27 protein-coding genes and 1 pseudogene are annotated in these 23175 nt (G+C 64.6%); 11 read left to right on the forward strand and 17 right to left on the reverse strand.

The genetic code is table 11. The annotated features are described in order from the left end of the window. Positions 1-9: 9 nt before the first annotated feature. From HCA61_RS20830 to HCA61_RS20845, 4 genes are all read right to left on the reverse strand, one after another. On the reverse strand, positions 10-300 hold the full coding sequence (locus HCA61_RS20830; RefSeq protein ID WP_169690090.1) for a DUF2516 family protein: 291 nt from the start codon (positions 298-300) through the stop codon (positions 10-12). An 88-nt stretch (positions 301-388) separates the two neighbouring features. Continuing rightward, positions 389-1285: a heparin-binding hemagglutinin gene (locus HCA61_RS20835; protein ID WP_169690091.1), complete on the reverse strand. Its 897-nt coding sequence runs from the start codon at positions 1283-1285 to the stop codon at positions 389-391. Position 1286: 1 nt separating this feature from the next. Beyond that, positions 1287-1814 (reverse strand): helix-turn-helix transcriptional regulator, encoded by a 528-nt coding sequence (locus tag HCA61_RS20840; RefSeq protein ID WP_169690092.1) that lies wholly within the window; start codon positions 1812-1814, stop codon positions 1287-1289. Positions 1815-1875: 61 nt separating this feature from the next. Beyond that, positions 1876-3138 (reverse strand): DUF445 family protein, encoded by a 1263-nt coding sequence (locus HCA61_RS20845; RefSeq protein WP_169690093.1) that lies wholly within the window; start codon positions 3136-3138, stop codon positions 1876-1878. 160 nt (positions 3139-3298) lie between these two features. Here HCA61_RS20845 and HCA61_RS20850 point away from each other — a divergent pair, with 160 nt between their 5' ends. The 3 genes from HCA61_RS20850 to HCA61_RS20860 are packed head-to-tail and all read left to right on the forward strand — an operon-like array spanning position 3299 to position 5283. Then, on the forward strand, positions 3299-4003 hold the full coding sequence (locus HCA61_RS20850; protein WP_240959900.1) for a TetR/AcrR family transcriptional regulator: 705 nt from the start codon (positions 3299-3301) through the stop codon (positions 4001-4003). A 43-nt stretch (positions 4004-4046) separates the two neighbouring features. Next, entirely contained in the window at positions 4047-4385 is a 339-nt protein-coding gene (locus HCA61_RS20855) for a DUF4873 domain-containing protein (RefSeq protein ID WP_169690095.1), read from the forward strand. A 40-nt stretch (positions 4386-4425) separates the two neighbouring features. Continuing rightward, positions 4426-5283 (forward strand): polyphosphate kinase 2 family protein, encoded by an 858-nt coding sequence (locus HCA61_RS20860; protein WP_169690096.1) that lies wholly within the window; start codon positions 4426-4428, stop codon positions 5281-5283. A gap of 7 nt (positions 5284-5290) precedes the next feature. Here the strand turns inward: HCA61_RS20860 and HCA61_RS20865 are convergent, their stop codons facing one another. The 3 genes from HCA61_RS20865 to HCA61_RS20875 form a co-directional block, all read right to left on the reverse strand. Further along, the gene (locus HCA61_RS20865; RefSeq protein WP_169690097.1) at positions 5291-5512 is read right to left on the reverse strand and encodes a hypothetical protein; all 222 of its coding nucleotides are present in this window, start codon (positions 5510-5512) and stop codon (positions 5291-5293) included. A 94-nt stretch (positions 5513-5606) separates the two neighbouring features. After that, a complete protein-coding gene (locus HCA61_RS20870; RefSeq protein WP_169690098.1) occupies positions 5607-6170 on the reverse strand; it encodes a dihydrofolate reductase family protein in 564 nt (187 codons plus the stop codon). Further along, on the reverse strand, positions 6167-7144 hold the full coding sequence (locus HCA61_RS20875) for a helix-turn-helix domain-containing protein (protein ID WP_169690099.1): 978 nt from the start codon (positions 7142-7144) through the stop codon (positions 6167-6169). Before HCA61_RS20875 ends, HCA61_RS20870 begins: the two co-directional genes overlap by 4 nt. A 105-nt stretch (positions 7145-7249) precedes the next feature. Between HCA61_RS20875 and HCA61_RS20880 the strand changes: the two genes are divergently transcribed. Both HCA61_RS20880 and HCA61_RS20885 read left to right on the forward strand, forming a co-directional pair. Continuing rightward, positions 7250-7864 (forward strand): NAD(P)H-dependent oxidoreductase, encoded by a 615-nt coding sequence (locus HCA61_RS20880; protein ID WP_169690100.1) that lies wholly within the window; start codon positions 7250-7252, stop codon positions 7862-7864. Between the two features lie 111 nt (positions 7865-7975). Then, the gene (locus tag HCA61_RS20885; protein WP_169690101.1) at positions 7976-9058 is read left to right on the forward strand and encodes an FUSC family protein; all 1083 of its coding nucleotides are present in this window, start codon (positions 7976-7978) and stop codon (positions 9056-9058) included. Between the two features lie 517 nt (positions 9059-9575). On the opposite strand, the gene HCA61_RS20890 is transcribed toward HCA61_RS20885, so the two are convergent. Both HCA61_RS20890 and HCA61_RS20895 read right to left on the reverse strand, forming a co-directional pair. Continuing rightward, positions 9576-9800, reverse strand: a complete 225-nt coding sequence (locus HCA61_RS20890; protein WP_169690102.1) for a hypothetical protein — start codon at positions 9798-9800, stop codon at positions 9576-9578. 115 nt (positions 9801-9915) lie between these two features. After that, on the reverse strand, positions 9916-10467 hold the full coding sequence (locus HCA61_RS20895; protein WP_169690103.1) for a DNA starvation/stationary phase protection protein: 552 nt from the start codon (positions 10465-10467) through the stop codon (positions 9916-9918). A gap of 199 nt (positions 10468-10666) precedes the next feature. Here HCA61_RS20895 and HCA61_RS20900 point away from each other — a divergent pair, with 199 nt between their 5' ends. After that, a complete protein-coding gene (locus tag HCA61_RS20900; protein ID WP_247273107.1) occupies positions 10667-11344 on the forward strand; it encodes a DsbA family protein in 678 nt (225 codons plus the stop codon). 40 nt (positions 11345-11384) lie between these two features. Here HCA61_RS20900 and HCA61_RS20905 read toward each other — a convergent pair whose 3' ends face one another. Next, a complete protein-coding gene (locus HCA61_RS20905) occupies positions 11385-11813 on the reverse strand; it encodes a DUF5709 domain-containing protein (RefSeq protein ID WP_169690104.1) in 429 nt (142 codons plus the stop codon). Between the two features lie 151 nt (positions 11814-11964). Between HCA61_RS20905 and HCA61_RS20910 the strand changes: the two genes are divergently transcribed. Further along, entirely contained in the window at positions 11965-12120 is a 156-nt protein-coding gene (locus HCA61_RS20910; protein WP_169690105.1) for a DUF6131 family protein, read from the forward strand. A 111-nt stretch (positions 12121-12231) separates the two neighbouring features. Here HCA61_RS20910 and HCA61_RS20915 read toward each other — a convergent pair whose 3' ends face one another. From HCA61_RS20915 to HCA61_RS20925, 3 genes are all read right to left on the reverse strand, one after another. Beyond that, positions 12232-12441, reverse strand: coding sequence for a CDGSH iron-sulfur domain-containing protein (locus HCA61_RS20915; RefSeq protein ID WP_169690106.1), 210 nt, complete (start codon positions 12439-12441; stop codon positions 12232-12234). Continuing rightward, the gene (locus tag HCA61_RS20920; RefSeq protein ID WP_169690139.1) at positions 12431-13093 is read right to left on the reverse strand and encodes a HemK2/MTQ2 family protein methyltransferase; all 663 of its coding nucleotides are present in this window, start codon (positions 13091-13093) and stop codon (positions 12431-12433) included. The genes HCA61_RS20915 and HCA61_RS20920 overlap by 11 nt, the downstream gene beginning before the upstream one ends. Positions 13094-13243: 150 nt before the next feature. Beyond that, a complete protein-coding gene (locus HCA61_RS20925; protein WP_169690107.1) occupies positions 13244-14863 on the reverse strand; it encodes an NAD(P)/FAD-dependent oxidoreductase in 1620 nt (539 codons plus the stop codon). Between the two features lie 127 nt (positions 14864-14990). Here HCA61_RS20925 and HCA61_RS20930 point away from each other — a divergent pair, with 127 nt between their 5' ends. After that, a complete protein-coding gene (locus HCA61_RS20930) occupies positions 14991-15971 on the forward strand; it encodes a PfkB family carbohydrate kinase (RefSeq protein WP_169690108.1) in 981 nt (326 codons plus the stop codon). Further along, the gene (locus tag HCA61_RS20935) at positions 15968-16741 is read left to right on the forward strand and encodes a 5'/3'-nucleotidase SurE (RefSeq protein WP_169690109.1); all 774 of its coding nucleotides are present in this window, start codon (positions 15968-15970) and stop codon (positions 16739-16741) included. The genes HCA61_RS20930 and HCA61_RS20935 overlap by 4 nt, the downstream gene beginning before the upstream one ends. A gap of 118 nt (positions 16742-16859) precedes the next feature. On the opposite strand, the gene HCA61_RS20940 is transcribed toward HCA61_RS20935, so the two are convergent. From HCA61_RS20940 to HCA61_RS20950, 3 genes are all read right to left on the reverse strand, one after another. Continuing rightward, a complete protein-coding gene (locus tag HCA61_RS20940; protein ID WP_169690110.1) occupies positions 16860-17102 on the reverse strand; it encodes a hypothetical protein in 243 nt (80 codons plus the stop codon). 101 nt (positions 17103-17203) lie between these two features. Continuing rightward, positions 17204-17932, reverse strand: a complete 729-nt coding sequence (gene phoU / locus HCA61_RS20945) for a phosphate signaling complex protein PhoU (protein ID WP_169690111.1) — start codon at positions 17930-17932, stop codon at positions 17204-17206. A gap of 364 nt (positions 17933-18296) precedes the next feature. Continuing rightward, positions 18297-18515 carry a DUF2188 domain-containing protein gene (locus HCA61_RS20950; RefSeq protein WP_240959903.1) on the reverse strand — a complete coding sequence of 73 codons (219 nt, stop codon included), beginning with the start codon at positions 18513-18515 and terminating at the stop codon, positions 18297-18299. A 144-nt stretch (positions 18516-18659) separates the two neighbouring features. On the opposite strand from HCA61_RS20950, the pseudogene HCA61_RS20955 reads away from it, so the two are divergent. Beyond that, positions 18660-20124 (forward strand): annotated as a pseudogene (locus tag HCA61_RS20955) (ornithine decarboxylase). Positions 20125-20512: 388 nt separating this feature from the next. Here HCA61_RS20955 and HCA61_RS20960 read toward each other — a convergent pair. After that, on the reverse strand, positions 20513-21613 hold the full coding sequence (locus tag HCA61_RS20960; RefSeq protein ID WP_169690112.1) for a hypothetical protein: 1101 nt from the start codon (positions 21611-21613) through the stop codon (positions 20513-20515). Positions 21614-21810: 197 nt separating this feature from the next. On the opposite strand from HCA61_RS20960, the gene HCA61_RS20965 reads away from it, so the two are divergent. Beyond that, on the forward strand, positions 21811-22659 hold the full coding sequence (locus HCA61_RS20965; protein ID WP_169690113.1) for an SDR family oxidoreductase: 849 nt from the start codon (positions 21811-21813) through the stop codon (positions 22657-22659). Positions 22660-23175 lie beyond the last annotated feature (516 nt).

A 23175-nucleotide genomic window follows, 5' to 3' on the forward strand; every position in this document is an offset into this window, starting at 1 on the left:
AGCCGGGCGTTACCAGCGCGGCTTCTGCACCTCTTCCACGCGCGGGCGGACATCGACCAGGTATACGCAGACCGCAACCACGGCGATGATGCCGAGCATCCCGACGGCCCCGAAGAGCAGCAGGACTATCAACGCGGCCACGAGAATGCCGAGCCATACGGGTTTGGTGAGCTTGTCAACCGCAGGAAACGCCTCGGCGGGTTGACGAACTGCATGGAACAAGGCGAAGCCGGCTCCTACAAGCGCGAGGACCTGTAGAGCGAGCATGATCAGACCGGCGAGGGAATCGACATTGGGCACAAGACCCAGTCTACGAGAATCGGCTCCCGCGCAACTTCGTGCGCGAGAGCCGATCCGGGTCGACCCGGTCCGGACCGAGTTACTGCAGTCAGTTGCCGGTGGTCTTGCGAGGCGCAGCCGTCTTGGCGGGCGCCTTCGCCGCAGTCTTGGCCGGGGCCGTCTTGGCAGGTGCCGCCTTGGCCGGGGCCTTCTTCGCCGGCGCCTTCGCCGCGGTCTTGGCCGGGGCCGACTTCGCGGCAGGCTTCGTAGCCACCGTCTCCGGCTTCTCCACAGCCTCCGACTTCTCCAGCACCGCCTCCGCTGCCTCGTCCACATCGTCCTTGACGGACTCGACGCGCGTAGCCGCTCCGCCGCTCGCCTCCTCGGCCTGTTCGCCGAGCTCGAGGACGCGAAGGGCAGCGTCATCGCCCGCATCGGCGATCACGGTGCCGACCTCGGCGGCCGTGTCGGAGATGCGGTCCGCAGTGAGTCCTGCGAACTTGGCAGCCTGTTCGCCGACCACGCGCGTCTGCCGAGCAACGGTCCCCAGAGCTTCTTCGGTGAGATCGACGACGTCGCCGAAGGCGGCCTCGGCGCGACCGAGGCGCTCTTCGACGGCCGGCTGCTGACGCAGGCGTTCGATGGTCTCTTCGCCCCGCTCGGCGAATGCAGAGTAGAGGTCGGAAGCGACCTTGAGGTACGCCTCGGCAACCCTGCGCAGCTCCTCGCTGCTGAATCGTTCGCGGAGGTCGGCGATTTCCTCGGGAAGTTCCGAAGGCAGTTCGCTCAGCCGGGCCCGCAGCGACTCGATGGTCTCGGTCAGATCTGCCGGGACCGACGCGATGCGCTCGCGGGCCGTCTCGACGCGGCCGTTCACATCGGTCTGGGTGTTCTCGGCGCGCTCGCGCACCTGGGCCACGACATCGGCAACAGCCTGGACGACGGCGTCGCCGGCACCGACCGCTGCGTAGAGGGATGTACGGAGTGCAGCGTTGGGATCGGTCATGTCAATTCTCCTCGTCTAAGTCTGTGGGATTCGCGCGATCTGCTGGAACCACACGGGCGGTGACGCTCCCGGGCGCCGATTCCGGCGGTACCGACTCGTTCTCGCGACAGAACGAGTCGTAGATGTCGAGCAGGACCTGCTTCTGCCGCTCCGACAGAGCGGCGTCGGCAAGCAGCGCGTCGCGCACCGCGCTGCGAGGTCGCTCCTCGAGAATTCCCGCTCTCACGTAGAGAACTTCGGCCGACAACCGCAGTCCCTTCGCGATCTGTGCAAGCACTTCCGCGGACGGTTTGCGCAGCCCACGTTCGATCTGACTGAGGTACGGGTTGCTCACCCCGGCCAGCTGCGACAGCTGTCGCAGTGACACCTGGGCGGCCTCACGTTGTGAGCGGATGAAGCCTCCGATGTCCTGGGCGGCGTGGTTGACCACACGTGCAGCGATATCGGTAGGCCCCGCATTCTCGGTGGACCCCGCGTTCCCGTCCTGGTCGTCCCCGGCCGACGCGGCCGAATCTCGAATCGTGGACATGGCGCCCAGCGTACGCAGAGGTGCTAACTACAGCAAGCGCTCTGCTAGCACGTGATGCAGATCATGCGAACAGCAGCTCGGAGACCGTGTAGATGGCGAGCCCGGCGAGCGCCCCCACAACGGTGCCGTTGATACGGATGAACTGCAGATCGCGCCCTACCGCGAGCTCGATCTTGCGACTCGCCTCCTCCGCATCCCAGCGTTCGACGGTCTCCCTGATCACCGAGGTGATCTCGTCGGCATAGTTTGCGGCAACGAAGCGAACACCGGCGAGCAGCCATCCGTCGACCTTGCCGCGCAGATCGGTGTCCTCGCGCAGCCGGATACCGAAACGTTCGACGTTCTCGCCCACTTTCCTGCGCAGCGTGCTGTCCGGGTCGTCCACCGACTCCAAGATCATGCGCTTGGCGACCTTCCAGGTCGCCGAAGCCAATTGCGTGATCTCTTCGCGGCCCATGATCTCGGCCTTGAGTTTCTCTGCCTTGGCGATCGTCACCGGGTCGTACTGCAGATCACGGGCGTAGTCGACGAGGAACCTCTCGACCGCAAGCCGTACCTCGTGCTCAGGGTTGGAACGGACCTTCCAGGTGAAGTCGACCAGTTCCCGATGGATCTTCTCGCCCAGCATCAGGTCGACGAACTTCGGGGACCACGCCGGCGAATCCTTCGTGATGATGCGGTCGATGGTTTCCTGACTGCCCAACGCCCACTGATGTGCTCGTTCTGCGAGCATGTCGATCAGCGGACGTTGCCGTCCCTCGGCGAGGAGCTCACCCAGAATGCGGCCGAGGGGCGGCCCCCACTCGGGCTCGGCAATCCTCTTGACGATGGTGTGGTCGATGATCTGGGCGATATCGTCCTCGCGGAGGATGCCCACCACCCCGCGCAGGATCGTCGAGGTCTCTTTCGCAACCCGCTCGGCGTTCTGCGGCTGCGCCATCCACCCACCCAGCCTCAGGGGAATCCGGGCGGATTCGACCTTCGCCGACACCACATCGGGTGCAAGGAAGTTGGTTCCGACGAAGGAGCTCAGGCTCGCGCCGAGCTGATCTTTCTTGCGCTTGATGATCGCGGTGTGCGGGACGGGAATCCCGAGCGGATGACGAAAGAGCGCAGTCACAGCGAACCAGTCGGCGAGGGCGCCGACCATACCCGCCTCGGACGCAGCGCGAACGTAGCCGACCCACGCACCGGCACCCCGGGTCTCCTGCCACCGGCAGAACAGGTACACCACTGCGGCCACGATCAGAAAGCCTGTCGCGACCGTCTTCATCCGGCGGAGATCCCGGCGTTTGGTGTCGTCCTCGAGATTCATGTACTGCACCGGACCATTGTGCCGAAATTCGATCGCCGTCACCGGACCCCGAGCGTCGCGGCGGCATCGACTCTGCGGAGACATCACCGGGCACACCACCGAATCGCCGGATGAGCACGCGCCCGTAGACTGAGCGGACGATCGAGACCGAATGGATGTGCCGAAACAGATGCCTTCTTCCCCACCCCCCGCGACCGACACCCCGCCCACGAAGCAGGACGGTCGCAAACGTCGTTGGCACGACCACAAGATCGCGCGACGCGAAGAGCTCGTCGAGGGCACCATCAAGGCCATCCGCACCCGCGGACACGAGATCGGCATGGACGAGATCGCCGCCGAGATCGGTGTCTCCAAGACCGTGTTGTATCGGTACTTCACCGACAAGAACGATCTGACGACGGCGACCATGATGCGGTACGTCGAGACAGTTCTCGCGCCGCGCATCTATTCGGCGGTATCCGAGGACCTCGACGAGTACAACCTCGCCCGGGTCGCGATCGCGACGTATGTCGAGACGGTTGCCGAGGATCCCGAGGTCTATCTCTACGTCATGTCGAACAGCTCGTCGGCGAGCCGCGACGTCGTCGCCGATTCCGAGCGAATGATCGCAGAACTCGTGTCGGCGGTGCTCGGCGAGCGACTGCGGTTGCTCGAGATGGATTCGGGCGGCTCGGTGCCGTGGGCGTACGGCATCGTCGGCGCGATCCAACTGGCGACGCACTGGTGGATCTCGAACAAGTCGATGACGGCCGAAGACCTCGTCGACTACCTCACGATGATGGTGTGGGGTGGGATCACCGGAATCGCCCAGGTCGCGGGATCGCCCGGGCGGTTCAAGTCGCGGCCGCACCCGCTGCTCCCGACCGAAGAATAGTGACGCCATTCACGTTACTGTGAGTTACGTGTAATCTCGGGTCATGCCAGATTCGACGCCGCCGCACGGAGATGAGAACGGGCACGAACCGACCGACGGCTACAAGGGACCGGCCGACATCACGGTCGGAGAGCAACACGCCACCGTCGAGGTCGAATTGTCCGGGCACTTCGATTCGATCGTGGGTCGGCATGTGTGGCGCGGTCGCCTCCGCGAGTTCGGTGGCGCCCTCACACCAGGAACCCCCTCGGGCCCGGGCACCGAAGTGACACTCCGGATCCAGGCCGGCGACGGCAGAACGGCCACGGCCACCGGACGCATCACCGAGATCGACCTGTGGGGAAGCCACATGATCGACGGCATCTCTGCACCACCGTACTGAAGTCGGACCGAACCGACGTGCGTGTGGCACGCTCGTCGCCATGGGAAACAACGGCGACGGATGGCACACCCCAGCACGAGAGGTATTACGCGCGGGACCACACAACCAGGTCGCCGAGCTCGACACCAACGGCACACCGGGCTTCAGCGGAGACAAGGAACTCGGGACGACGCTGCTGGAGGAACGTGGCGCCGTGCTCTCCGATCTACAGGAGATGCTCTTCGCGAACGGGCGCCTGGGCGACGAACGTTCGGTGCTTCTCATCCTTCAGGGCATGGACACCGCGGGCAAGGGCGGAATGGTCCGTAGCGTGATCGGACACGTCGACCCCCAGGGCGTCGATCACAAGGCATTCGGTGTGCCGACCCCGGAAGAGAAGCGTCACCACTTCCTGTGGCGTGTCCACAAGGCTCTCCCCCGGGATGGCCAACTCGGGGTATTCGACCGATCGCACTACGAGGACGTCCTCGTCGCCCGCGTCCGCAATCTGGTACCCGAGACCGTCTGGCGTAGGCGCTACGACGAGATCAACCGCTTCGAGAGCGACCTCGCGGGCAACGGCACCACCATTGTCAAGGTCGCGATGTTCGTCTCCCTCGACGAACAGAAGCATCGATTGGCCGAGCGACTCGAGCGTCGAGACAAGCACTGGAAGTACAACGCCAGCGACGTCGACGAGCGCGCACTGTGGCCCGAGTACCAGCAGGCCTATCAGGACATGCTCGACAAGACCGACACCGATCACGCTCCGTGGTACGTCGTGCCGTGCGACCGGAAGTGGTACAGCCGAATCGCCGTCATGGAACTACTCATCGACGCGTTCGAAGGTCTCGACCTCGATTGGCCGGAACCGAACTTCGACATCGAGGCCGAGAAACGACGACTGGAAGAATCCTGACGACCGGTCAGAACAAGTGCGGCGTCTCGATATGACGATGGTGATCTCGCCGGATGGTGCCTGCCACCATGCCGAATGCGAGGAGGAGGGCCGCGGCTGCCGCAATTCCACTGGCGAGGGCGAACGCGGTATGTCCGGACCCCGCTGCCACCAGTGTGAATGCGATCGTGAGCACTGCGATCAGCGCGAGCGCGTATCCCGACCACGCGACGAAGAGATTGAGCTTCATAGCCTGTCTCCTTCCCCGAGGACTGCGTTTCGGTTGCCCCCGACGGTACCCCCGAGTGTCGTCCGTCACAAGGTCGGATGGTCGTCGCCGGAGGTCAGCGGTCCGGCGTGACAGGCGGTTTCACGCGATAGGCCACGATCGCGAATTCCCCGTTGCGGGTGAGGTCGGTCAGTTCGAGTTCGAGATGCCTCGGCAACAGCGGCTTACCCGCGCCGATCGTGACCGGAGCGAGGGACACGATCAGCTCGTCGAGCAGGCCGTGATCGGCGAACTGACCCGCCAGGTCTCCCCCTCCGATCATCCACAGCTCACGATCACCGGCGGCCTCGGCCATCTCGGCGTAGACCGTGCGAACATCGTCCTGCGTGAACCGGATGTCGCCCGGCCCGTCCGGCCCCTGCGCCACCGGCATGCCATCTCGGTGAGTGAAGACCCAACAGGGAAACGTGTACTCCCACTTGTCGACCCCCGCGTGGTCCAACACCCATTGATACGTCGAGGCGCCCATTGCAGCTGCACCGATCCTGGACATGAAGGCCGAGCCCCCTCCGGGTCCGTCGTGGTCGATGTGACGCGACAGCAACCAGTCGAGGCTGTGATCCTCCGTCGCGATGAATCCGTCGAGCGTGCTTGCGGTGAAGAAGACCATCCGAGTCATGTCGTGCTTCCTTCCGTCTCGTCGCCGAGACCGAGTGGGGAGAGTCCGCGCTGCCATTCGAGCGGGTCTCCGTTGTCGATGCTGCGGCCGGCAGTTCGCAGCATGTGACGCACCAACTGCCGCCGGTGCGCCGAGAATGTGAGTACGTGCGAGATGACACCGCCGAGCATGAAACTCTCCGGCGGGTCACACAATGCGTCGATGAGGCGATCGTTCCAGGCGCTGCGGCGATCGATGTCGCGTACGGCTTCCGCCCACTGCGGCGCGATCACTTCGAATTGCTTGCACAATGAGGCCGCGTCCCCGTCCGAACGCATGGGTTCGTCGGCACCGATCATCGATGCGAGCCAGATCTGTTTCGCCCACACCAGATTGCCGAGCACCTGTGCGATCGACTCTTCCGGGCCGTCCCATTCGAGCACCATAAGACCCGGGAATCTCACTCGTTCGTAGTCGTCCACGTCGAGATCGGTCGCGACGTTCAGCAGCGCCCGTGTGTCGTCGAGATCATGATGAACCATCTGCGCAGTCACCTGACCTGTTCCTGCGCGGTGTCCGTATCCGCCGGCGTCATCCTCCACCCACAGATGCATGGGGGGATGAAAGTGGACTCCGTTGGGAGCGGGTAGCCAGTGCGAGTAGCCGGACGGCGCGAGTGTACGACCCTCGGTCGCACTCGGTGGATATCCGTACGCTCGGGAGAACGCGCGACTGAACCCCTCCACCGAGCTGTATCCGGCAGAGAAAGCCGCGTCGGTCACGCCGTAGCCGTCACGCAACTGCCACGCAGCACGCTCGAGCATCACTCTTCGTCGCAGTGCAACGGGGGATTCCCCTGTGCCGAGAGAGAATTGGCGACTGAAATGCCACGGTGAGGAGAAGGCGCCACGCGCCATGTCACCGAGGTTCGTGTGGTCCTCGTCGAGGACGGCATCGAGCAGTTCGCGCAGTCGGTCGCGCCCGGATCCGGTCATGAACCCAGTGTCGCGCAGTGGACGCGCAGCGTGCTTGACCGTTCTTGCTCAGCTCCGTCTAGTTCCGCCGGGTTGAGAACACCCGAGGCGGGTACCCGACCACACATGACATCCCTGACCGCACTCGCCTTGACCTGCTCGCTCAAACCGTCACCGGCTCCATCGAGCAGCGACCTGATCGCCGAGCAGGTGCTCACCGAACTTCGGAAGCACGACGTGGCCGGCGACAAGATACGTCTGGTCGACTTCGACATCCGGCCCGGAGTCGAAGCCGATATGGGTGACGGCGACCAATGGCCGCAGATCCGCGAGCGCATCCTGGCCGCCGACATCCTCGTGATCTCGACCCCGACCTGGCTCGGGCAGATGTCCAGCGTCGCCAAACGCGCCCTCGAACGACTCGACGCCGAGCTGTCCGAAACCGACGACCGCGGACGCCCCGCCCTGTTCGACAAGGTGGCGATCGCCGCGGTCGTAGGCAACGAAGACGGAGCGCACGCCATCGTTGCCTCCCTGTTCCAGGCGCTCGACGACTGTGGGTACACCATTCCCGCGCAGGGCTGCACCTACTGGAACGGCGAGGCGATGACTCCGGGTGATTACAACGATCTCGCCGGCATACCCGATGCCGTCGCCTCCACCAACGCCACTGCTGCCCGCACAGCCGCGCACCTGGCCCGCGCACTTCGAGCACAACCGTACCCCGCTGAGGAGTCATGACAGCACGAGCAAGCAGCTGCACACGTGCGATTCGAGGTGCCTCGCCGACTACGGGCCGAAGGTCGAGGAGTTCCGCTGCGTAGGATCCTGCTCCGCCCCAGCGTCATATCGGTGGTCAAATGCACTGTCGCAGTGCTGATCGCGTGGTTGCTGGCCGATCGTGGCCTGAACAGTCCGGAAGCCTTCCTCGCCCCCTACGCCGCCCTGTTCATCATCGGTACCACGGTCCGTAGCTCGGTCACCGCCGCTGTGCGACAGGTTTCAGTCGTCGTGCTCGGTGTGTTCGTGGCGGCGCTGGCCGCGACCACGCTGCCCGAGCTCGCGGCACTGGCTGCTGCAGTCGCGGTCGGTACTGCCCTGGGCCGCAGCCGATGGTTGGCACCGGACGGAATCTGGGTGGCGATCACCGCGCTGCTCGTCCTGCTGTACGGCACGGCCACCGATGCCGTCGTGGTGTTCCATCGTGTCCTCGATGTCACACTGGGAGTGCTCGTCGGTGTCCTGGTCAACGCCTTGGTTCTGCCTCCGGACCGACTGTCCCCTGCCCGCGACCTCATTCTGCACCGTGCGCATGAGCTGTCCGTCCTGCTTGCCGACCTTGCGGACGGACTGCGCGACGGCAAGCACGACGGTGACCGGAAGCAGCAATGGGTATGGGAGCTCTACAAATCCACCGGTGCCCGGGCTGCACTCCACGAAGGCAGGGAAAGCCTGCGGGGCAACATCCGCCGCGCGAGCTGGGCCAGGGTCGGTGGCTCACAGGTATACCAGCCGGTTGCAACGATCCTCGACCGGTCCCTGCTACATGTCTCGATGATCCAGGTTGCAGTCGAGACGATCGTCGCCTCCGATGCTTCGGTGGAAGGTTCGACTGTCCCCGGCCGCGAACAACTCCATCAGGACGGAGCAGAGTTGCTCGAGACTTACTCGACCGCGTTCGACCAACTCACGTGGGATCCCGCCCACCATCGAAAGCCCTACCTCCATGTGGTGGACAACGCTCTCCCCGATGCACGCTCGCGCCTCGCGTCGTTCGACAAGACAGTTCGACGCGAGCAGCCGCTACCCGGTGCGTGGTCCGTGATCACCGTGGCAGCCGAGGGCCTGTGGAACGCCCTCGCTGCCCTCGATACGTACGAAGGACATCCGCGCGACGGTTCCAGACCGGCCGAAACAGGTACTCGCCATCCATGACATCGCAGATCCGTCCCTGTGACGTGCATTCAGCGCCTCTGCCCAAGACCGCTGGGGCCGATATCCGGCGAGGTCATCTCGCCGTTACGTGCACCCGCCGCTATCGGGCCGTGGCCGATCCACGTAACCGGCGAACCGTACGACGAAGACGTACAGCTCGCGCTCAGGTGCTGTACGAATTGCACTAACGCGGATTCGACGGTGGCGCCGCCGAATGGGTGCACTCTCGGCTGTTCACAGATCTGTTGGTTGCGGCCGGTCTGAGCGACGACTATCTCGGCTATCTCGTGTGTGTGTCTGTCGAGACGGACGCCGTACATGAACTGGTCCTGCCCTTCGATGTGGTCGGTGATCCGCTCACGAAGGATCCGAGTTGCGCTGGCAGACATCGCATTCGGTGCACGCCACCGAATTTCTGGAGGGTCGCCTTGCGCAACATCTACTGACCGCGTGAGCGGAGGGTCGGTCGTCGCTCGAGACTCCGGCATTTCCGGACTTTTGACCCGATGCAATGACGCTAGAGCCGGCGGCGACGGAAGTTGATGGCGATCAGCACCGCTCCCAGCAGGAACACGACCACTCCTGCGATGATCCCCACTGTCACCCAACCTTCGAATCCGCCACCCGCAGCGGCGAGTACCAGCGCGATGATCACGATCCCGATGAGGACGCAGGCGTATCCGCCCCAGCCCGCGAGGCGGCTGACCGTGGTGGGTCGCTGGCTTTCGGGTGATTTCGTCATACCTGCGTGCATACCCACAGCGAGAGGGATGCAAAACTCCGGCGTCTACGGAGGGATGCGCCGATCGATGCGACCGCGTTCGACCAGCACAGCGGCCACCTGCCGCGCGGTGCGCTCAGCGCGCCGACTTCGCAGCATTCTTCTCCGTCTGCGCGTCCGCGTTGGCCAGCGTGCCCGAGGCGCTCTCGAGGTGTGCGCGCACGAACCACTGGAACTTCTCCAGCTGTCCCGTCTGTCCGATGAGGACGTCCTCGGTGATGGGGTCGATCTTCCCGACCTTCGAGATCGCCTTGCGATTGTCGGTGATGAGACCGTCGTACACGAGGTCGAGTGCAGCGAGGTGCGCCTGTGCGGTGTCGCGGACAACCGAATAGTCGTCCCACGTCCGGTACTTCGTGATAGCACCGGGCGTTCCGAGCGGCGATTCACCCAAGGCCGCGATACGCTCGGCCACCTCGTCGGCGTAGCCACGTACGAGTTCCACCTGCGGATCGATCATCTCGTGCACACCTATGAAGTTCGGCCCCACGACGTTCCAATGAATGTGCTTCAACGTCAGGTGCAGATCGTTGTAGGCACTGAGCCGCTCCTGCAGAACGCGGGCGACACCGGCGCCGTCCTTGTCGCTGAGGCCCGGCACGGTGTAGTTCGACGTGGATTTCGACATATTACCCCTCCTCGGGTGCTGTTGTAGGTCGGCGACCGCATACCCTCCACAGCACTGCTCCGAAACCTCCAGCAGAGCAAAAAGCTGTCCGCGCATCCCGCTGGTCTGCTGCTTCGCACTTCAGCGACGTCGATGGGTGTTTCTTCTCGGCGAACCCGGGCATCCGGTGAACGACAACACCACCGCAAGGAGGAGTCCCGTGATCACTGTCGAACCCGGCACCGTCGTCGTCTACACGGACGTGGTGTGTGGCTGGTCCACCGTTGCGCTCGCCCGCTTCATCCGGGAGCGGGACGCGGCAGGCCTGTCGGAGCATCTCCGCCTCGACCACCGACTGTTCTCTCTCGAGGACATCAACCGGTTTCCCGTCCCGAAGCGCTATTTGGACGCGGAGTTCCCCGTCCTGGGTGCCTGTGAACCCGATTTCGGCTGGAAGCCGTGGCAAGAGGACGCTGCGACGTGGCCGTGCACGTCGCTGCCGGCGAACGAGGCCGTGCATGCCGCCAAGCTCCAGTCTTTGCGAGCCGCGGAAGAACTCGATATGGAGATCCGGCTGGCATTCTTCCGCGACAGCCGCACTATTTCACTGCATCACGAACTCGTCGACATCGCGTCACGATGCCCGCACGTGGACGTCGATGTCCTTGCCGAGACGCTCGACGCAGGTACTGGCCGGGCAGCGATGATGCGTGACTACCGAACGCACGCCTCGCAGGTCCAGGGCAGCCCTCACTTCTTCCTGCCGGATGGTACCGATGTCCACAATCCGGGCATATCCCTGCATTGGGTCGGCGAGCCCGGTGCAGGTTTCCCCGTGGTCGACCACGACGACCCGCAGGCCATCCGAACTCTCGTGGAACACGCTGCGCAGGCCTGACGGCGACGCGCCCCACCGACCGGGACGACGACTCGGCCCCTCAGTCCTCGGGGCCCGAGTCGTCCTCATCGATTCGGTGTACAGCCGCTTCCTCTGCGGTGGCCGCTCCTCCGTCGACACCGACGTCGGTACCGATGAGATCTTTTTCTGTGTCCGCTGCGACTCCCTCGTCGGGTGCCACGAGCCGACCGGAGCGCTCGTCGCCGACTTCGTCTTCCCGAGACGGATAGTCGGCACGTTCGCTGTCCTCCGAGTCGTCGAGCGCAGGGTCGGGCACTTCCTCCTCGAGACGTGACTCGAGGTTGTCGTGGGGTTCCATCGCGAGCGGCCGCTCCGGGGGTGAATATCCCTCGTCCAGAATGTCGTCCTGGCCGCGGTCGATGAGCGTGTCCTCAGGCTGCAATTGGTCTTCGTCGTCGACGCTGTACTCGCCGGGAACACTCGCCCCGGGATTCTCAGATGTAGGCATATATCCGACCTTGCCACTCCGCACAGCTCGCCGCCATCGTTTCACGATGTGGGGAGAGTCCCGACGGCCTCGGTTTCGCGACCGGCGCAAAGGGGTACCTGAAGTTCACCTCCGATGCCGACCGGCGACGGAAAACAAGCGAGGTGACACGATGATCATTCTGGGATTGGTGCTGCTGGTGGTCGGATGGCTCACAGGAATCTCCATTCTCACCACGATCGGGGTGATCCTCCTGGTCGTCGGGGTGATCCTGGCAATCCTGGGGGCCACCGGCCGAGCCATCGGTGGCCGCGCCCACTGGTATTGACACCCTTCGGTGTCGACAACCGGCAGAGTTGCCTGCGGGGGGCTGAGGCGATGATCGCCTCCGCCCCGCCGCCGGGTACATGTCATACCTGCGTGGAGATACCGGGTGCCGTCACTGCCGAGGAGTCCGCGCTCTACGATGACTGGTGTCGCACAACGGATATGACGCGCTCCGTCGACATCGGCACACCGCCACCAGGAACCGATCGGATTCGGTGACGGTGCCGTCCTCCGCCACGATACGCACCGGCCCTTCGACAAGCGCCGGGCCGCCCTTCACCAGCCGCACCTCACGCACATCACGGCCCCCGTCATCCTTCACAGAGGGCGCAGTCGACGGTGCCGCGGGAACGGGTTCTGTCTGCACGGATCACCACCACTTCCTCATTCGTCGTATCCCGGTCCGCCAGTTGCGCGTGCTGGAGGTATCCAACCCTGCTCTGCAGCACCGGACCGAACGGGATTCGCTGCCGAGCAACGACTGCTGCTTTCAGCCCCCCGCCGCGCAGCCGCCCGAGGGTTTCATCGACTCCACTGAAGCCGGAGTGGACTACCAGGGCGAAACCCTTGACCGACAAAAGGTTCGAAAGCTCGTCGCACAACGGATCGAGAACGCTCCGACCGTCGGGGCCGGCGTCCCATCTCGGATCGGCGCGGCCACCCCCGTGCGGTACGTAGGGCGGGTTCGACAGTACGACGTCGAAAGGCCCGGTGCGGGCGGCAGCGTCCAGACCGCCACGCAGCACACGCACGGGCAATCCGCGTCTGCGGGCGTTGAACCGGGCTGTCAGTACAGCACGCGTCGCGATATCGACCGCTGTCACCGACGCAGCTCCCAGCTGAGCCGCGGTCACGGCGAGAAACCCTGTGCCGGTGCAGAAATCGAGCACCCGCGCATCACGGGCTCCACCTGCCTCTCGTAGCGCCTGCGCGAGCAGGAACGAATCCTCTTGTGGCCGGTAGACCCCGGGCATTCGCCACACACGGGCATTTTTCGTGCGGAGAAGCATCGGCGGAGCTGTCACGACGTCATCACCTCGGATCGTGGGGGTGCGAGAGGATTACCCAGCGCCGGCGAGATCCAAACCGCATGCCGCAACGATGCCGGAATTCGTGGGTCACGACTACGTCAGGATCCGCCGCGTCAGGCCGTGTAAGCCACGTCGCAGCGTCCCGGACGGTTTCTCGTCCCCGAGCGCGGCCCGCGCAGCATTCCACCCACACATTCCGTGCACGCCCCCTCCCGGGTGGGCTCCTGCACTTGCGAGAAACAGACCGTCGACCGGTGTGCGCGGACCACCGAATCCCGGAAGAGGCCGGAAGAACAGTTGCTGCTGGATTTGCGCGGTGCCCCCGTTCACAGCACCTCCGACCAGATTTGCGTCCGCGGCCTGCAGGTCGAGCGGTCGCTGCACGGTGCGGCCGAGAATCGAGTGCCCGAATCCCGGCGCGTACGCCTCGAGCTGGGCGTCCACACGCTCGGCAAGTCGGTCGGCCGAAGCGTCGTCGACGATGCCCCGGGGAAGATGCGTATAGGCCCAGCAGCTTTCGGTGCCGACCGGAGACCGGGACGGATCGGCGGTTGTCATCTGCCCCACCAGCATGAACGGCGACTCAGGCACCACACCCGTCTCGAGGTCCGCTGCCCACCGCACCATGGCGCGCGTATCGGCACCGACGTGAACCGTCCCTGCTCCAGCCAACGACTGCGAGCGCCAGGGAATGGGACGGTCGAGTGCGTAGTTCACTTTCACCACGGGCGTGTCCCATTGGAATCCACGAAGATCCGAGCGCATCCGGCCTTCGAGGACGTCGGCGGGAAGCAGCTGCCCGTAGAGAGCAGGCGCAGACACGTCCGCGAGCACCGCGCGACGAACTCGGATTCGTTCGTCGGTGGCTGTCCGGACGGCCGTCGCGCGTCCCTTCTCGACCTCGATGTGGGTGACATTCTGTCTGCACAGGACGCGAGCACCCGCACTCTCCCCGCGCCGCACGAGCGCTTCGGTGAGCGCACTCGCACCGCCTGTCGGCGCCGGAAAACCCACATCCTGCGCAAGCATGGTCAAGATGTAGCCCATGACGCCGCTTCCGGGAGCGTCCGGTGGCACATCCGTATGCATGGCGTTGCCGAGCATCAGCAGTCGCGCGGACGCCCCGCCGAACAGTTCCTCGGACATCCGCAACACCGGCAACGCGAGCAGCCTCGCGAAGCGCAGCGACTCTCCGGATCCCAATTCGCGAACCAGGGATGCCACGCCGCGCACCGGCGGAAACGGACGAAGGAGTGCCTGAAAGAACGGCTCACGGATCCGCATCCACTGTTCGACCAAGGTCAGCCATGCCTTCCCGTCGCCGGCGCAGCGGCGTTCGAGGTCGGATGCAGTCTCGTCCGGATCCGGTCGCACCACCACGGCATCGTCATCTTCTGGCCCCGAGGGGTGCCCGAACGCCGCGGCGGAACGACTCCAGCGCAGACCGTACGATCCGAGATCCAGAGAGCGGAACGCGGGCGACACGGTCGCGAGCGGGTGGAACGCACTGAACAGGTCGGTGGTGAATCCGGGAAACAGTTCCGCGCTTCGGACCGCACCACCAGGCATCGGTTGTTCCTCGAGGACGACAACGTCCCAGCCCGCATCGGCGAGCACCGCGGCCGCCGTCAGCCCGTTGGGACCGGCACCGACGACAACTGCATCCACCGTGCCCAGCCCTGTGTGGCGGGGAGCGTCGTTTTCGGAGTTCATGCCGTCGCCTCCTCGAGCGTCTCGGAGTGCACGGACCGCCGTCCGGGCCGTAAGCAATGTCCTTCGCCTGCGTCTTACGCTACGGGAGACGGGTGTGGCGCCACGCCGGTGTGGGTACCAACTACTCATGGCGTCCTTGACCGACAGTACGACCGATTCCGACCCACGCGAAGCATCCCGATGTGCTTTCGTGTTCGCCCCCTCACCGTTGTTGACGGTAACTATCGAGGAGGCTCCTGATAACGGACACGAGCTGCACATCCATGCGGGCGGGCAGGGATTCTGGATCGGGCGGATGGCAGCGATCCTGGGCATGGATGTCCACCTCTGTGGGCCGTTCGGTGGCGAAGCGGGCCGCATCCTTGTCGATCTCATGACCCGCGAGAACGTGACCGTCCACCCTGTGGAGACGGCATCCGAGAACGGTTCGTATGTCCACGACCGCCGAGGCGGAGCACGCACCGTGGTGGTGGAAGTTCCTCCACCTGCTCTCACACGGCACGAGACGGATGACCTGTTCAGCACGTCGCTTGCTGCTGCACTGGCCGCCGACATCGCGATACTGGGCGGGCCACATTGCGATCACGCCGTTCCGACCGAGGTCTATCGGCGGTTGTGCGCCGATCTGACCGCGCTGGCAATTCCGGTCGTAGCGGATCTGTCGGGATCGGCTCTCACAGCCGCGCTGAGCGGTGGTGTCACAGTACTCAAGGTCAGCCACGAAGATCTCATCGAAGACGGCAGGGCGCAGTCGGACGATATCGGCGAGCTCGTCACCACCATGCACCGACTGCACGAGGAAGGCGCAGAGACGGTGATCGTCTCCCGCGCAGGAGACCCTGCCATCGCGCTGTGCGAGGGTGAGGTGTGGGAGGTCGAGACACCACCGGTCCAGATCGTCGACCATCACGGTGCCGGCGACTCCATGACCGCCGGGTTCGCGGCAGCCTTCTCGACCGGAAAATCCCTCCTCGAAGCATTGAGGCTGGGAGCCGCGGCCGGCGCTGTCAATGTGACCCGTCGAGGACTGGCGACCGGACACAGTCTGGCGGTCGCGCGCATGACGGACAAGATCCAGGTGCGCCGGATGCAAGGAGCACAGAGGTGAAAGCGCTCATAGTCAACGACGACGGCATCGACAGTCCCGGCCTCGCGTCGCTGGCACGAGTTGCAGTCGACGCCGGGCTCGACGTGAGCGTGGCCGCACCACACCTCGAGCGCAGCGGCGCAAGTGCCTCGTTGTCCGCGCTCCAGGAGGACGGCACGTTGTCGATGTCGCGGCGGAAGCTTCCTGGCCTCCCCGATCTCGAAGTCTTCTCTGTCGAGTGCTCCCCCGCGCTGATTTCGTTCCTCGCTGCGGAAGGCGTATTCGGCCGGCCCCCGGACATCGTGCTCTCAGGCATCAATCTCGGGCCCAACACCGGCCATGCCATCCTGCACTCGGGTACGGTGGGCGCCGCGCTGACCGCCGCGAGTCATGGAGCCCGCGCTGTCGCGCTGTCGTTGAACGGAACAGCGCCATCCCTGTGGGAGACAGCGGAATCGGTCGCGACTCGTGCAGTCCGGTGGGCCATCGCGCATGCTCCTCCTGGGCAGGTACTCAACGTGAATATCCCGGATATCCCTCTCGCAGAATTGCGTGGACTACGGACTGCTCCCCTTGCGGAATTCGGAGCCGTGCAAGCAGAGATCGGCGAAATGGAGGAGGACGGTCTCGATACCCGCAGTGTGCCGGTGACCTTCCGAAGCGTCGCTATCGACGAGAGCAGAGAGAGCGACGCCGCACTACTGCATCACGGCTGGGCCACCGCGACGATGTTGACGACGCCGTTCGAAGTGTCCGGGATCGATCTCAGCGCGTTGACCTTCCGGGCATGATCCGATCGCGGGTCCCTGCGTCGCCCTCGATGGTCCGTCCACAACATCCGAATCGCGCCCCGGCCATTGGAATCGGGCCCCGGCCTCGGCCAGGACCCGAATCCGAACCACGTCCTGGTCAGGCGATCTCCCGGAGCCGTGCCGCAAGTAGCGCCTTGCCTTGCTCGGCACCCTTGCGCGATTCCGCCTGGGCACGCCGGAAGAACTCCGCAAGTTCGGTGTCGCCGTCGCGTTCTGCGTCACCGACATACTGCTCCATGCGCAGCGCGTTGCTCAGCGAGGCTTCGGTCAACCAGATGAGGTTGTAATCCTTGTCTTTCGTGCCGGTGATCGTGCCGGTCTCCGTGTGGTGTTCAGTCATGTCGGTCCTCTCTGTTCGATGGGTCCGGTGCCTGTCGCATACCCACTCGCCGTGGGATGAATCTGAATGTCACCGGAGATTTCGCCTCAGGTGACAGGCTTTCACCTTCCTCGAATTCCGGCAGGTCTGATCGCCATCCCCTCTATCGAGGACGCCGGGGGCAACTCCCGGGCAGAGCCTTCCTCGGGCCCACCGGCAAGTCCGGTCTCGAGGAAGACCACGCGGTGACCGATCGCCACGGCATGATCACAGAACCGCTCGTAGAAGCGGCCGAGCAGCGTCACATCCACTGCCCCCATGACGCCGTGCTCCCAGCGGTCGGAAGTGACGCGCTCGAACAGGGCACGATGCAACGCATCCATCTCGCTATCGGCCCGCGCGAGCGCCGCTGCCCGCACCGGATCTCGCTGCGTCAGCACACGGTGGGTCTCGCCGGCAACCGCGACAGCGACCCGGCCCATGTCGGCGAGGATGTCATGTGCCTCCGGGGGGACCACGTGCGCGGGATGGCGCCGGAGGACGGCCTCCGCAATGTGGGTTGTCAACGTGCCCATGCGTTCGAGGTCCGCGGCGATGTGCATGCCGCCGGTCATCAGCCGCAGATCGGACGCGACGGGAGCCTGCAACGCGAGCAGGGCGAATGCGGTCTCCTCCCAATGCCGAGCTGCGGAGTCACATTTTTCCTGGGTCGCGATGACCTGCTCGGCGAGGTCCGGGTCTGCCGACATCAACGCGCGCGACGCATCCGCCATCATCGATTCCACACCGGTACACATCGCCGCGAGGTTCGCGGCGAGACGATCGACATTCTCAGCGAAGCGACTACGCACGGCCCACCCTCCTACGCCTCGGCGATTCCGAATCGGTTGACCTGTGTGAGCCCGGTCCGGTCCTCCCGAAATCGAAACACCCCGACCCGCACCTGGACCGGTTACCCCGTTCGTGCCGGGCCGAACCATCCGCCTGAACCGGGTGCACTCTGATCCTCGCCACGTGAACTCTGCCCGCTCTACTGTTCATCCGACGAAAAATCGGGTACACGCGGATGCATGGAACTCATTGCTATTGCCGCCCTGGTCGCGATGGTGGCGTTCGTTGTGGCCCGCCGCAAGATCAACAGACGCCGGTAGCGCCGTCCAGGGCGTCTCCCGACAGTGAATCACCGACGATCGGGGATCCGGGCGTGTCAGCCCTTCACGTTGCGGGGATCGTTTCCGTAGCTGTTGCCTCACCAATGGTCACGTCGAGGTTTCGGATGATGTGTTCGGCCCGGCGTCGGTGCGCCTGATCACGCCCCACGCGAACGGCCTCGTCCTTCATCGAGAACGTCCCGAAAACACCTCCGCCCGAGCCCTCGATCCGGTTGTGCCAGTTACCGTGCAGATGAAACGTTTCGACGTCACCCGTAGGCATGGAATTCTCTTCTCGTTGCGATGACTTTGTACGCGTACCCGCAGCCGTGCTCGCCTGAACCCGATTCGCACTTGCAGAACGCCCGCACGGGCACGCGGGAACACAAGGGATTACGAGGTAAGAGAACTGGGTAGCCCCAAGAGCATGGATCAGGCGGAAACACCATTGCTTACGGCTTTGGAGAAGTATCACCGACTCGGCCGATACGGATTTTCTCCGCCTGGGCATCGTCAAGGGCGCGGTGTCGATGCGCGCGTCACGAAGGTACTCGGCGGCGACTCGTTCCGTTCGGACGTACTCGCATCCGGTGGACTCGACGACCGGAGATCGGGTAACGGATACCTGTCCCACGCCGAGCAACTCATGGCCGAAGCAGTCGGAGCCGAGCGTGCCTTCTTCTCGACCTGCGGAAGCTCACTGTCGGTCAAGGCCACAATGATGGCTGTTGCCGGCAACGACCCCGGTGGATTGTTGCCGGGCCGTGATTCGCACAAATCAGTCGTCGCTGGGTTGATCTTCAGTGGCGTCACCCCGCGATGGATTGCGCCGAGATGGGATGAAGAGTTGCATTTCTCTCATCCGCCGTCGCCGGAAGAGGTACGGCTGGCGTGGGAACGGCATCCCGACGCCGCCGGAGCACTGATCGTCAGCCCGAGCCCCTACGGCACGTGCGCGGACATCGCGGGTATCGCCGACATATGTCATGAACGGAGAAAACCGCTGATCATCGATGAGGCATGGGGTGCGCACTTACCATTTCACGACGATCTCCCGACCTGGGCGATGGACGCCGCGCCGACGTGTGCGTTGTCAGCGTCCACAAGATAGGGCCGGCTTCGAGCAAGGCTCTGTCTACCACGTGCAAGGTGATCTGGTCGACAGCGCGCATCTGTCCGCCTGCGCCGACTTGCTGACGACCACGAGTCCCAACGTGCTGATCTACTCCGCAATGGACGGCTGGCGGCGCCAGATGGTCGAATGCGGCGCCGAGTTGCTCGGTAGTGCGCTCGGCCTGGCCGAGCGCACGCGGAACCGGATTTCCGCTATCGAGGGGTTCGACGTTCTCGACGACCGGCTACTCGGTCAGGAGGCTTCGCACGAGCTGGATCGACTGCAGATCCTCATCGACGTCTGCGAACTCGGAGTCTCCGGATACCAATGTGCAGACTGGCTGCGCGAACACTGCCACGTGGATATGGGAATGACAGATCATCGCCGAATCCTGGCGACAATGTCCATGGCCGACAACGACGCGACCGCCAACCGGTTGGTCGAATCGCTCGAGTTGTTGGTTCGAGCGGCAGAGTCGTTCGAACCGCCGCCGCAAATGCATCTACCGAGCCCCGAGGAAATAGAACTCGAGTCGGTGTTACCGCCGCGGGAGGCGTTCTTCGGTCGGACAGAAATGGTTCCTTGCGATCGCGCTGCCGGACGGGTCGCAGCCGAACAGATCACCCCGTATCCGCCGGGTATACCCGCCGTCGTACCTGGCGAGCGCCTCGACCAGGCGGTCGTCGACTATCTGCGAAGCGGCATGGACGCCGGGATGAACCTTCCCGACGCAACCGATGCGTCACTGGAGCGATTCCGGGTGGTAGTCGAGGATTGACCCGATCCGAGGCAATACCGACAATGTCGAATCATTCCCGCCGATGCCCGCAGGCGGCACCGATGTTGCGGGCATCGGCCAGCGGTAACGGTCCAAAGTCTTCGTCGATCCACAGTAGTTGTGGCTTTCATCAGGAATTTCGGATTATTTTGCGAGCGTGTCGATCACAGCAGCAGCACGACCAGCGGCTCCCGCTGCCTGCCCCCAGACGGTGCGCCGAATCGGTGTGGACCCTGGAATGGCCGTCCCCGAGAACAGCGCCGACGGCAGCGTGGTGACCGGAGTCGCCAGCGCAGCGCACCCGGCGCTTTCCGCCCACCGGCCGGCACCGAGGCAACCCAGCTCATGTTCATGCCCTCTATGAGGAGGGGCATGAACGAGAGACTCCTCAGACCGCGAATCGAAGTAGTGCTGCGCATCCGTCGGTCGGGACGATCCTCTCGTCGGTGCGGATCAGTACCGATGCGTTTGCGATGGCCGCAACAGGCAACGCTTCGTCTGCACGCTGCGGTACTGCCTGGGAGGATCCGAATTCGGAGAGCTTATCTGGGTCGGTGGCCACAGAGGTCGGTTCGTCCCCCACCAGCACCGTTCGGGACCCGAGGTCTCCGACGATCAGCGTGTCGACGCTTCCGGCGCGCAGTGCGGCGCACACCTGGCCGAGCCCCTCGACGGCCAACCCCGAGCTTCGGCCCGATTCGGCGCGGAACCGTTCCGCGGCATCGTCGATCACAGCCAGCCGTCGGTTGGCCAACTCTGTATCGAGTTCGTCCTCCACGACGTCGGCACCGGCTCCAGCGGTGCGGGCACCGCCCTCGAACGGCACCGCGACGTCGCGGGCACGTTCGGGAAGAGCATCGAGAAGGTCTGATCGCGAACGGATCTCGCCGATCACAAACACCGGGTCGGCGACCTGATCGTCGACCAGTTCGGTCACTCGGTCGGCGACTGCGGCGATGTTGCGGCGTGCCGCCTCCTCTGCCGCAGGCTGGGGGTCCCCGTAGCCGGCAGTCTCTGCGCTGGACGCCTTGTGTACCGGGTACTCGCCGCGCGCTACGGTTTCGGAACGGACGAGATGCCCGTCGGTGTCACGGACGGAAATGTCTGCGCCTTCATGATCGACCGCGACCAGCAAATACGGTGTGGCGGTCGCATGTTCTATCACGGGCACGAGGTACGGCATCGCCGAATAGCGCGCTTCCGGCTGCGCGGGTGGGCGCAGCAGGTGCACGTCGAGGACCACGTGATCCGACGCTGCGATCAGGCCTCGACCGCTTCGGCCGACCGCCGGCGGACTGTCGAGCACCGCCTTCTCGAGCGCGGCCAGGACCCCGTCGGGGGCACCGCCCTCTTCCAGGGACTCCCGGAGGGACCGCCAGGTCAATTCCCGCTGTTTCGCAGCGTCCTCGGTGACGTGGCTGTCGTCGAAGTACACCGACGCAAAAGGTCCCTCAGCGTCAACTACCCGACGGAAACGCTCAGCGTGCACGGTTCAACACCTCTTCCTGTGAGAACTAGTCGGACTGTGACAACTCTGAAGCCCGCTCTCTACAGGTGCCCGGATCGGTATTCACCCAAACAAGCCGGTCGTTTGAACGGCGGTGAGGTGCGGTACCCGGAGCGGCACGAGTCCGACTGGCGCCGTCGCAGCCGCCAGCGGTACGAGATGGAGATCTGGAGAGACCGATGAGCGAGCACACACCGCACACAATCGAATATCCCGGCCATACCGCTGACATGGCCGAGCAACCGCACGACGAGATGCGGGCCTACCGGGGGCGCGATCTACTGGCCGGAAAGAAGGCGCTGGTGACCGGTGGGGATTCCGGTATCGGGCGCGCAGTGGCCGTCGCCTTCGCGAAAGAGGGCGCCGACGTCGCAATCGCGTATCTCGAGGAGGGCGAAGACGCCGCCCACACCGCGACGCTGGTGCAGAACGAGGGGCGGCACTGCCGCATGTACGTAGGCGACCTCGCGTCACCGGACCATTGCCGAGACGTGGTCGAGCGCACGGTCTCCGAATCGGGCGGTCTCGACATCGTCGTCAACAACGTCGCCTACCAGCAACCTGTCGACGATTACCTCGAACTGTCCACCGAACAATGGCGGCGTACGTTCGCGGTCAATATCGACAGTTTCTTCCACGTCACGAAGGCCGCCGTACCTCACCTGGCCCCGGGTTCCGCGGTGATCAACACCGGGTCGGTCAACGGCCTGCGGGGCAACAAGTCGCTGATCGACTATTCCGCCACCAAGGGCGCTGTGACCGCCCTGACGTACTCGCTGGCGCAGGCGTTGCAGGACCGCGGGATCCGGGTGAACTGTGTTGCGCCGGGCCCGGTATGGACACCGCTCATACCGGCCACGATGGACAAGGACAAGGTAGCGGACTTCGGCACCCAGGCACCATATGGACGCGCCGCTCAGCCGGACGAGATTGCACCCTCGTACGTGTTCTTCGCGTCGGGACTGCTTTCGTCCTACTACTCGGGCGAAGTGCTGGCGCCTCTCGGAGGTGAAACGCTCCCAGGCTGAGTAATCCACGTCGATCCAGTTCTCGAATCGGTCGAAGCGTCGTGCACACTGGCGACGGACCGGCTGGAATCCGCCACGCACGAGAATATTGACCGCTGACGCTGGCCACGACGACATGAACGAGCTGGTCCGCGGGCCGACCGCGGTGGTGCATCTCGCTTGGCTCTTCCAGTCCACTCACCGGCCGGTAACGACGTGGTCCAACAACGTCCTCGGCGCGGCCGAGATCCGTGGCCGGCACGTTTCGCGGTTCGCCAAGCGTGTACCGGACCACGCACCGGTGCAGACTGCACCGGTACAGACTGGCTCAGTGCATCGATCCTCGAGGCGCCCATGAGCAACGACGATCCCGCATTCGCGGCTCGGTCACGGGTACAGGGCTACGCGTTTGCCGTTGCCCTGGTCTTCTGATGATCGGTTCGCTCGGCTTCGTTCCCGGGTCGGAATGTGTCAAGGCGTTTGAGTCCAACGGGAGTTAGGCCGCGGCCTGATCGGCGCCGGGTTGGTCAGGTTCGG

The sequence above is a fragment of the Rhodococcus sp. HNM0563 genome (assembly GCF_012726195.1).
Taxonomy (GTDB): domain Bacteria; phylum Actinomycetota; class Actinomycetes; order Mycobacteriales; family Mycobacteriaceae; genus Rhodococcus.

What these genes read in the sequence shown, in the direction of transcription:
- HCA61_RS20930 (WP_169690108.1), top strand. Translation starts at nt 14,991, where the DNA reads ATGGCGTCCTTGACCGACAGTACGACCGATTCCGACCCACGCGAAGCA.
- HCA61_RS20870 (WP_169690098.1), bottom strand. Translation starts at nt 6,170, where the DNA reads ATGACTCGGATGGTCTTCTTCACCGCAAGCACGCTCGACGGATTCATC.
- HCA61_RS20875 (WP_169690099.1), bottom strand. Translation starts at nt 7,144, where the DNA reads ATGACCGGATCCGGGCGCGACCGACTGCGCGAACTGCTCGATGCCGTC.
- HCA61_RS20965 (WP_169690113.1), top strand. Translation starts at nt 21,811, where the DNA reads ATGAGCGAGCACACACCGCACACAATCGAATATCCCGGCCATACCGCT.
- HCA61_RS20865 (WP_169690097.1), bottom strand. Translation starts at nt 5,512, where the DNA reads ATGAAGCTCAATCTCTTCGTCGCGTGGTCGGGATACGCGCTCGCGCTG.
- HCA61_RS20855 (WP_169690095.1), top strand. Translation starts at nt 4,047, where the DNA reads ATGCCAGATTCGACGCCGCCGCACGGAGATGAGAACGGGCACGAACCG.
- HCA61_RS20905 (WP_169690104.1), bottom strand. Translation starts at nt 11,813, where the DNA reads ATGCCTACATCTGAGAATCCCGGGGCGAGTGTTCCCGGCGAGTACAGC.
- HCA61_RS20895 (WP_169690103.1), bottom strand. Translation starts at nt 10,467, where the DNA reads ATGTCGAAATCCACGTCGAACTACACCGTGCCGGGCCTCAGCGACAAG.
- HCA61_RS20920 (WP_169690139.1), bottom strand. Translation starts at nt 13,093, where the DNA reads ATGCCCGGGGTCTACCGGCCACAAGAGGATTCGTTCCTGCTCGCGCAG.
- HCA61_RS20925 (WP_169690107.1), bottom strand. Translation starts at nt 14,863, where the DNA reads ATGAACTCCGAAAACGACGCTCCCCGCCACACAGGGCTGGGCACGGTG.
- HCA61_RS20950 (WP_240959903.1), bottom strand. Translation starts at nt 18,515, where the DNA reads ATGCCTACGGGTGACGTCGAAACGTTTCATCTGCACGGTAACTGGCAC.
- HCA61_RS20910 (WP_169690105.1), top strand. Translation starts at nt 11,965, where the DNA reads ATGATCATTCTGGGATTGGTGCTGCTGGTGGTCGGATGGCTCACAGGA.
- HCA61_RS20850 (WP_240959900.1), top strand. Translation starts at nt 3,299, where the DNA reads ATGCCTTCTTCCCCACCCCCCGCGACCGACACCCCGCCCACGAAGCAG.
- HCA61_RS20860 (WP_169690096.1), top strand. Translation starts at nt 4,426, where the DNA reads ATGGGAAACAACGGCGACGGATGGCACACCCCAGCACGAGAGGTATTA.
- HCA61_RS20940 (WP_169690110.1), bottom strand. Translation starts at nt 17,102, where the DNA reads ATGACTGAACACCACACGGAGACCGGCACGATCACCGGCACGAAAGAC.
- HCA61_RS20840 (WP_169690092.1), bottom strand. Translation starts at nt 1,814, where the DNA reads ATGTCCACGATTCGAGATTCGGCCGCGTCGGCCGGGGACGACCAGGAC.
- HCA61_RS20880 (WP_169690100.1), top strand. Translation starts at nt 7,250, where the DNA reads ATGACATCCCTGACCGCACTCGCCTTGACCTGCTCGCTCAAACCGTCA.
- HCA61_RS20835 (WP_169690091.1), bottom strand. Translation starts at nt 1,285, where the DNA reads ATGACCGATCCCAACGCTGCACTCCGTACATCCCTCTACGCAGCGGTC.
- HCA61_RS20890 (WP_169690102.1), bottom strand. Translation starts at nt 9,800, where the DNA reads ATGACGAAATCACCCGAAAGCCAGCGACCCACCACGGTCAGCCGCCTC.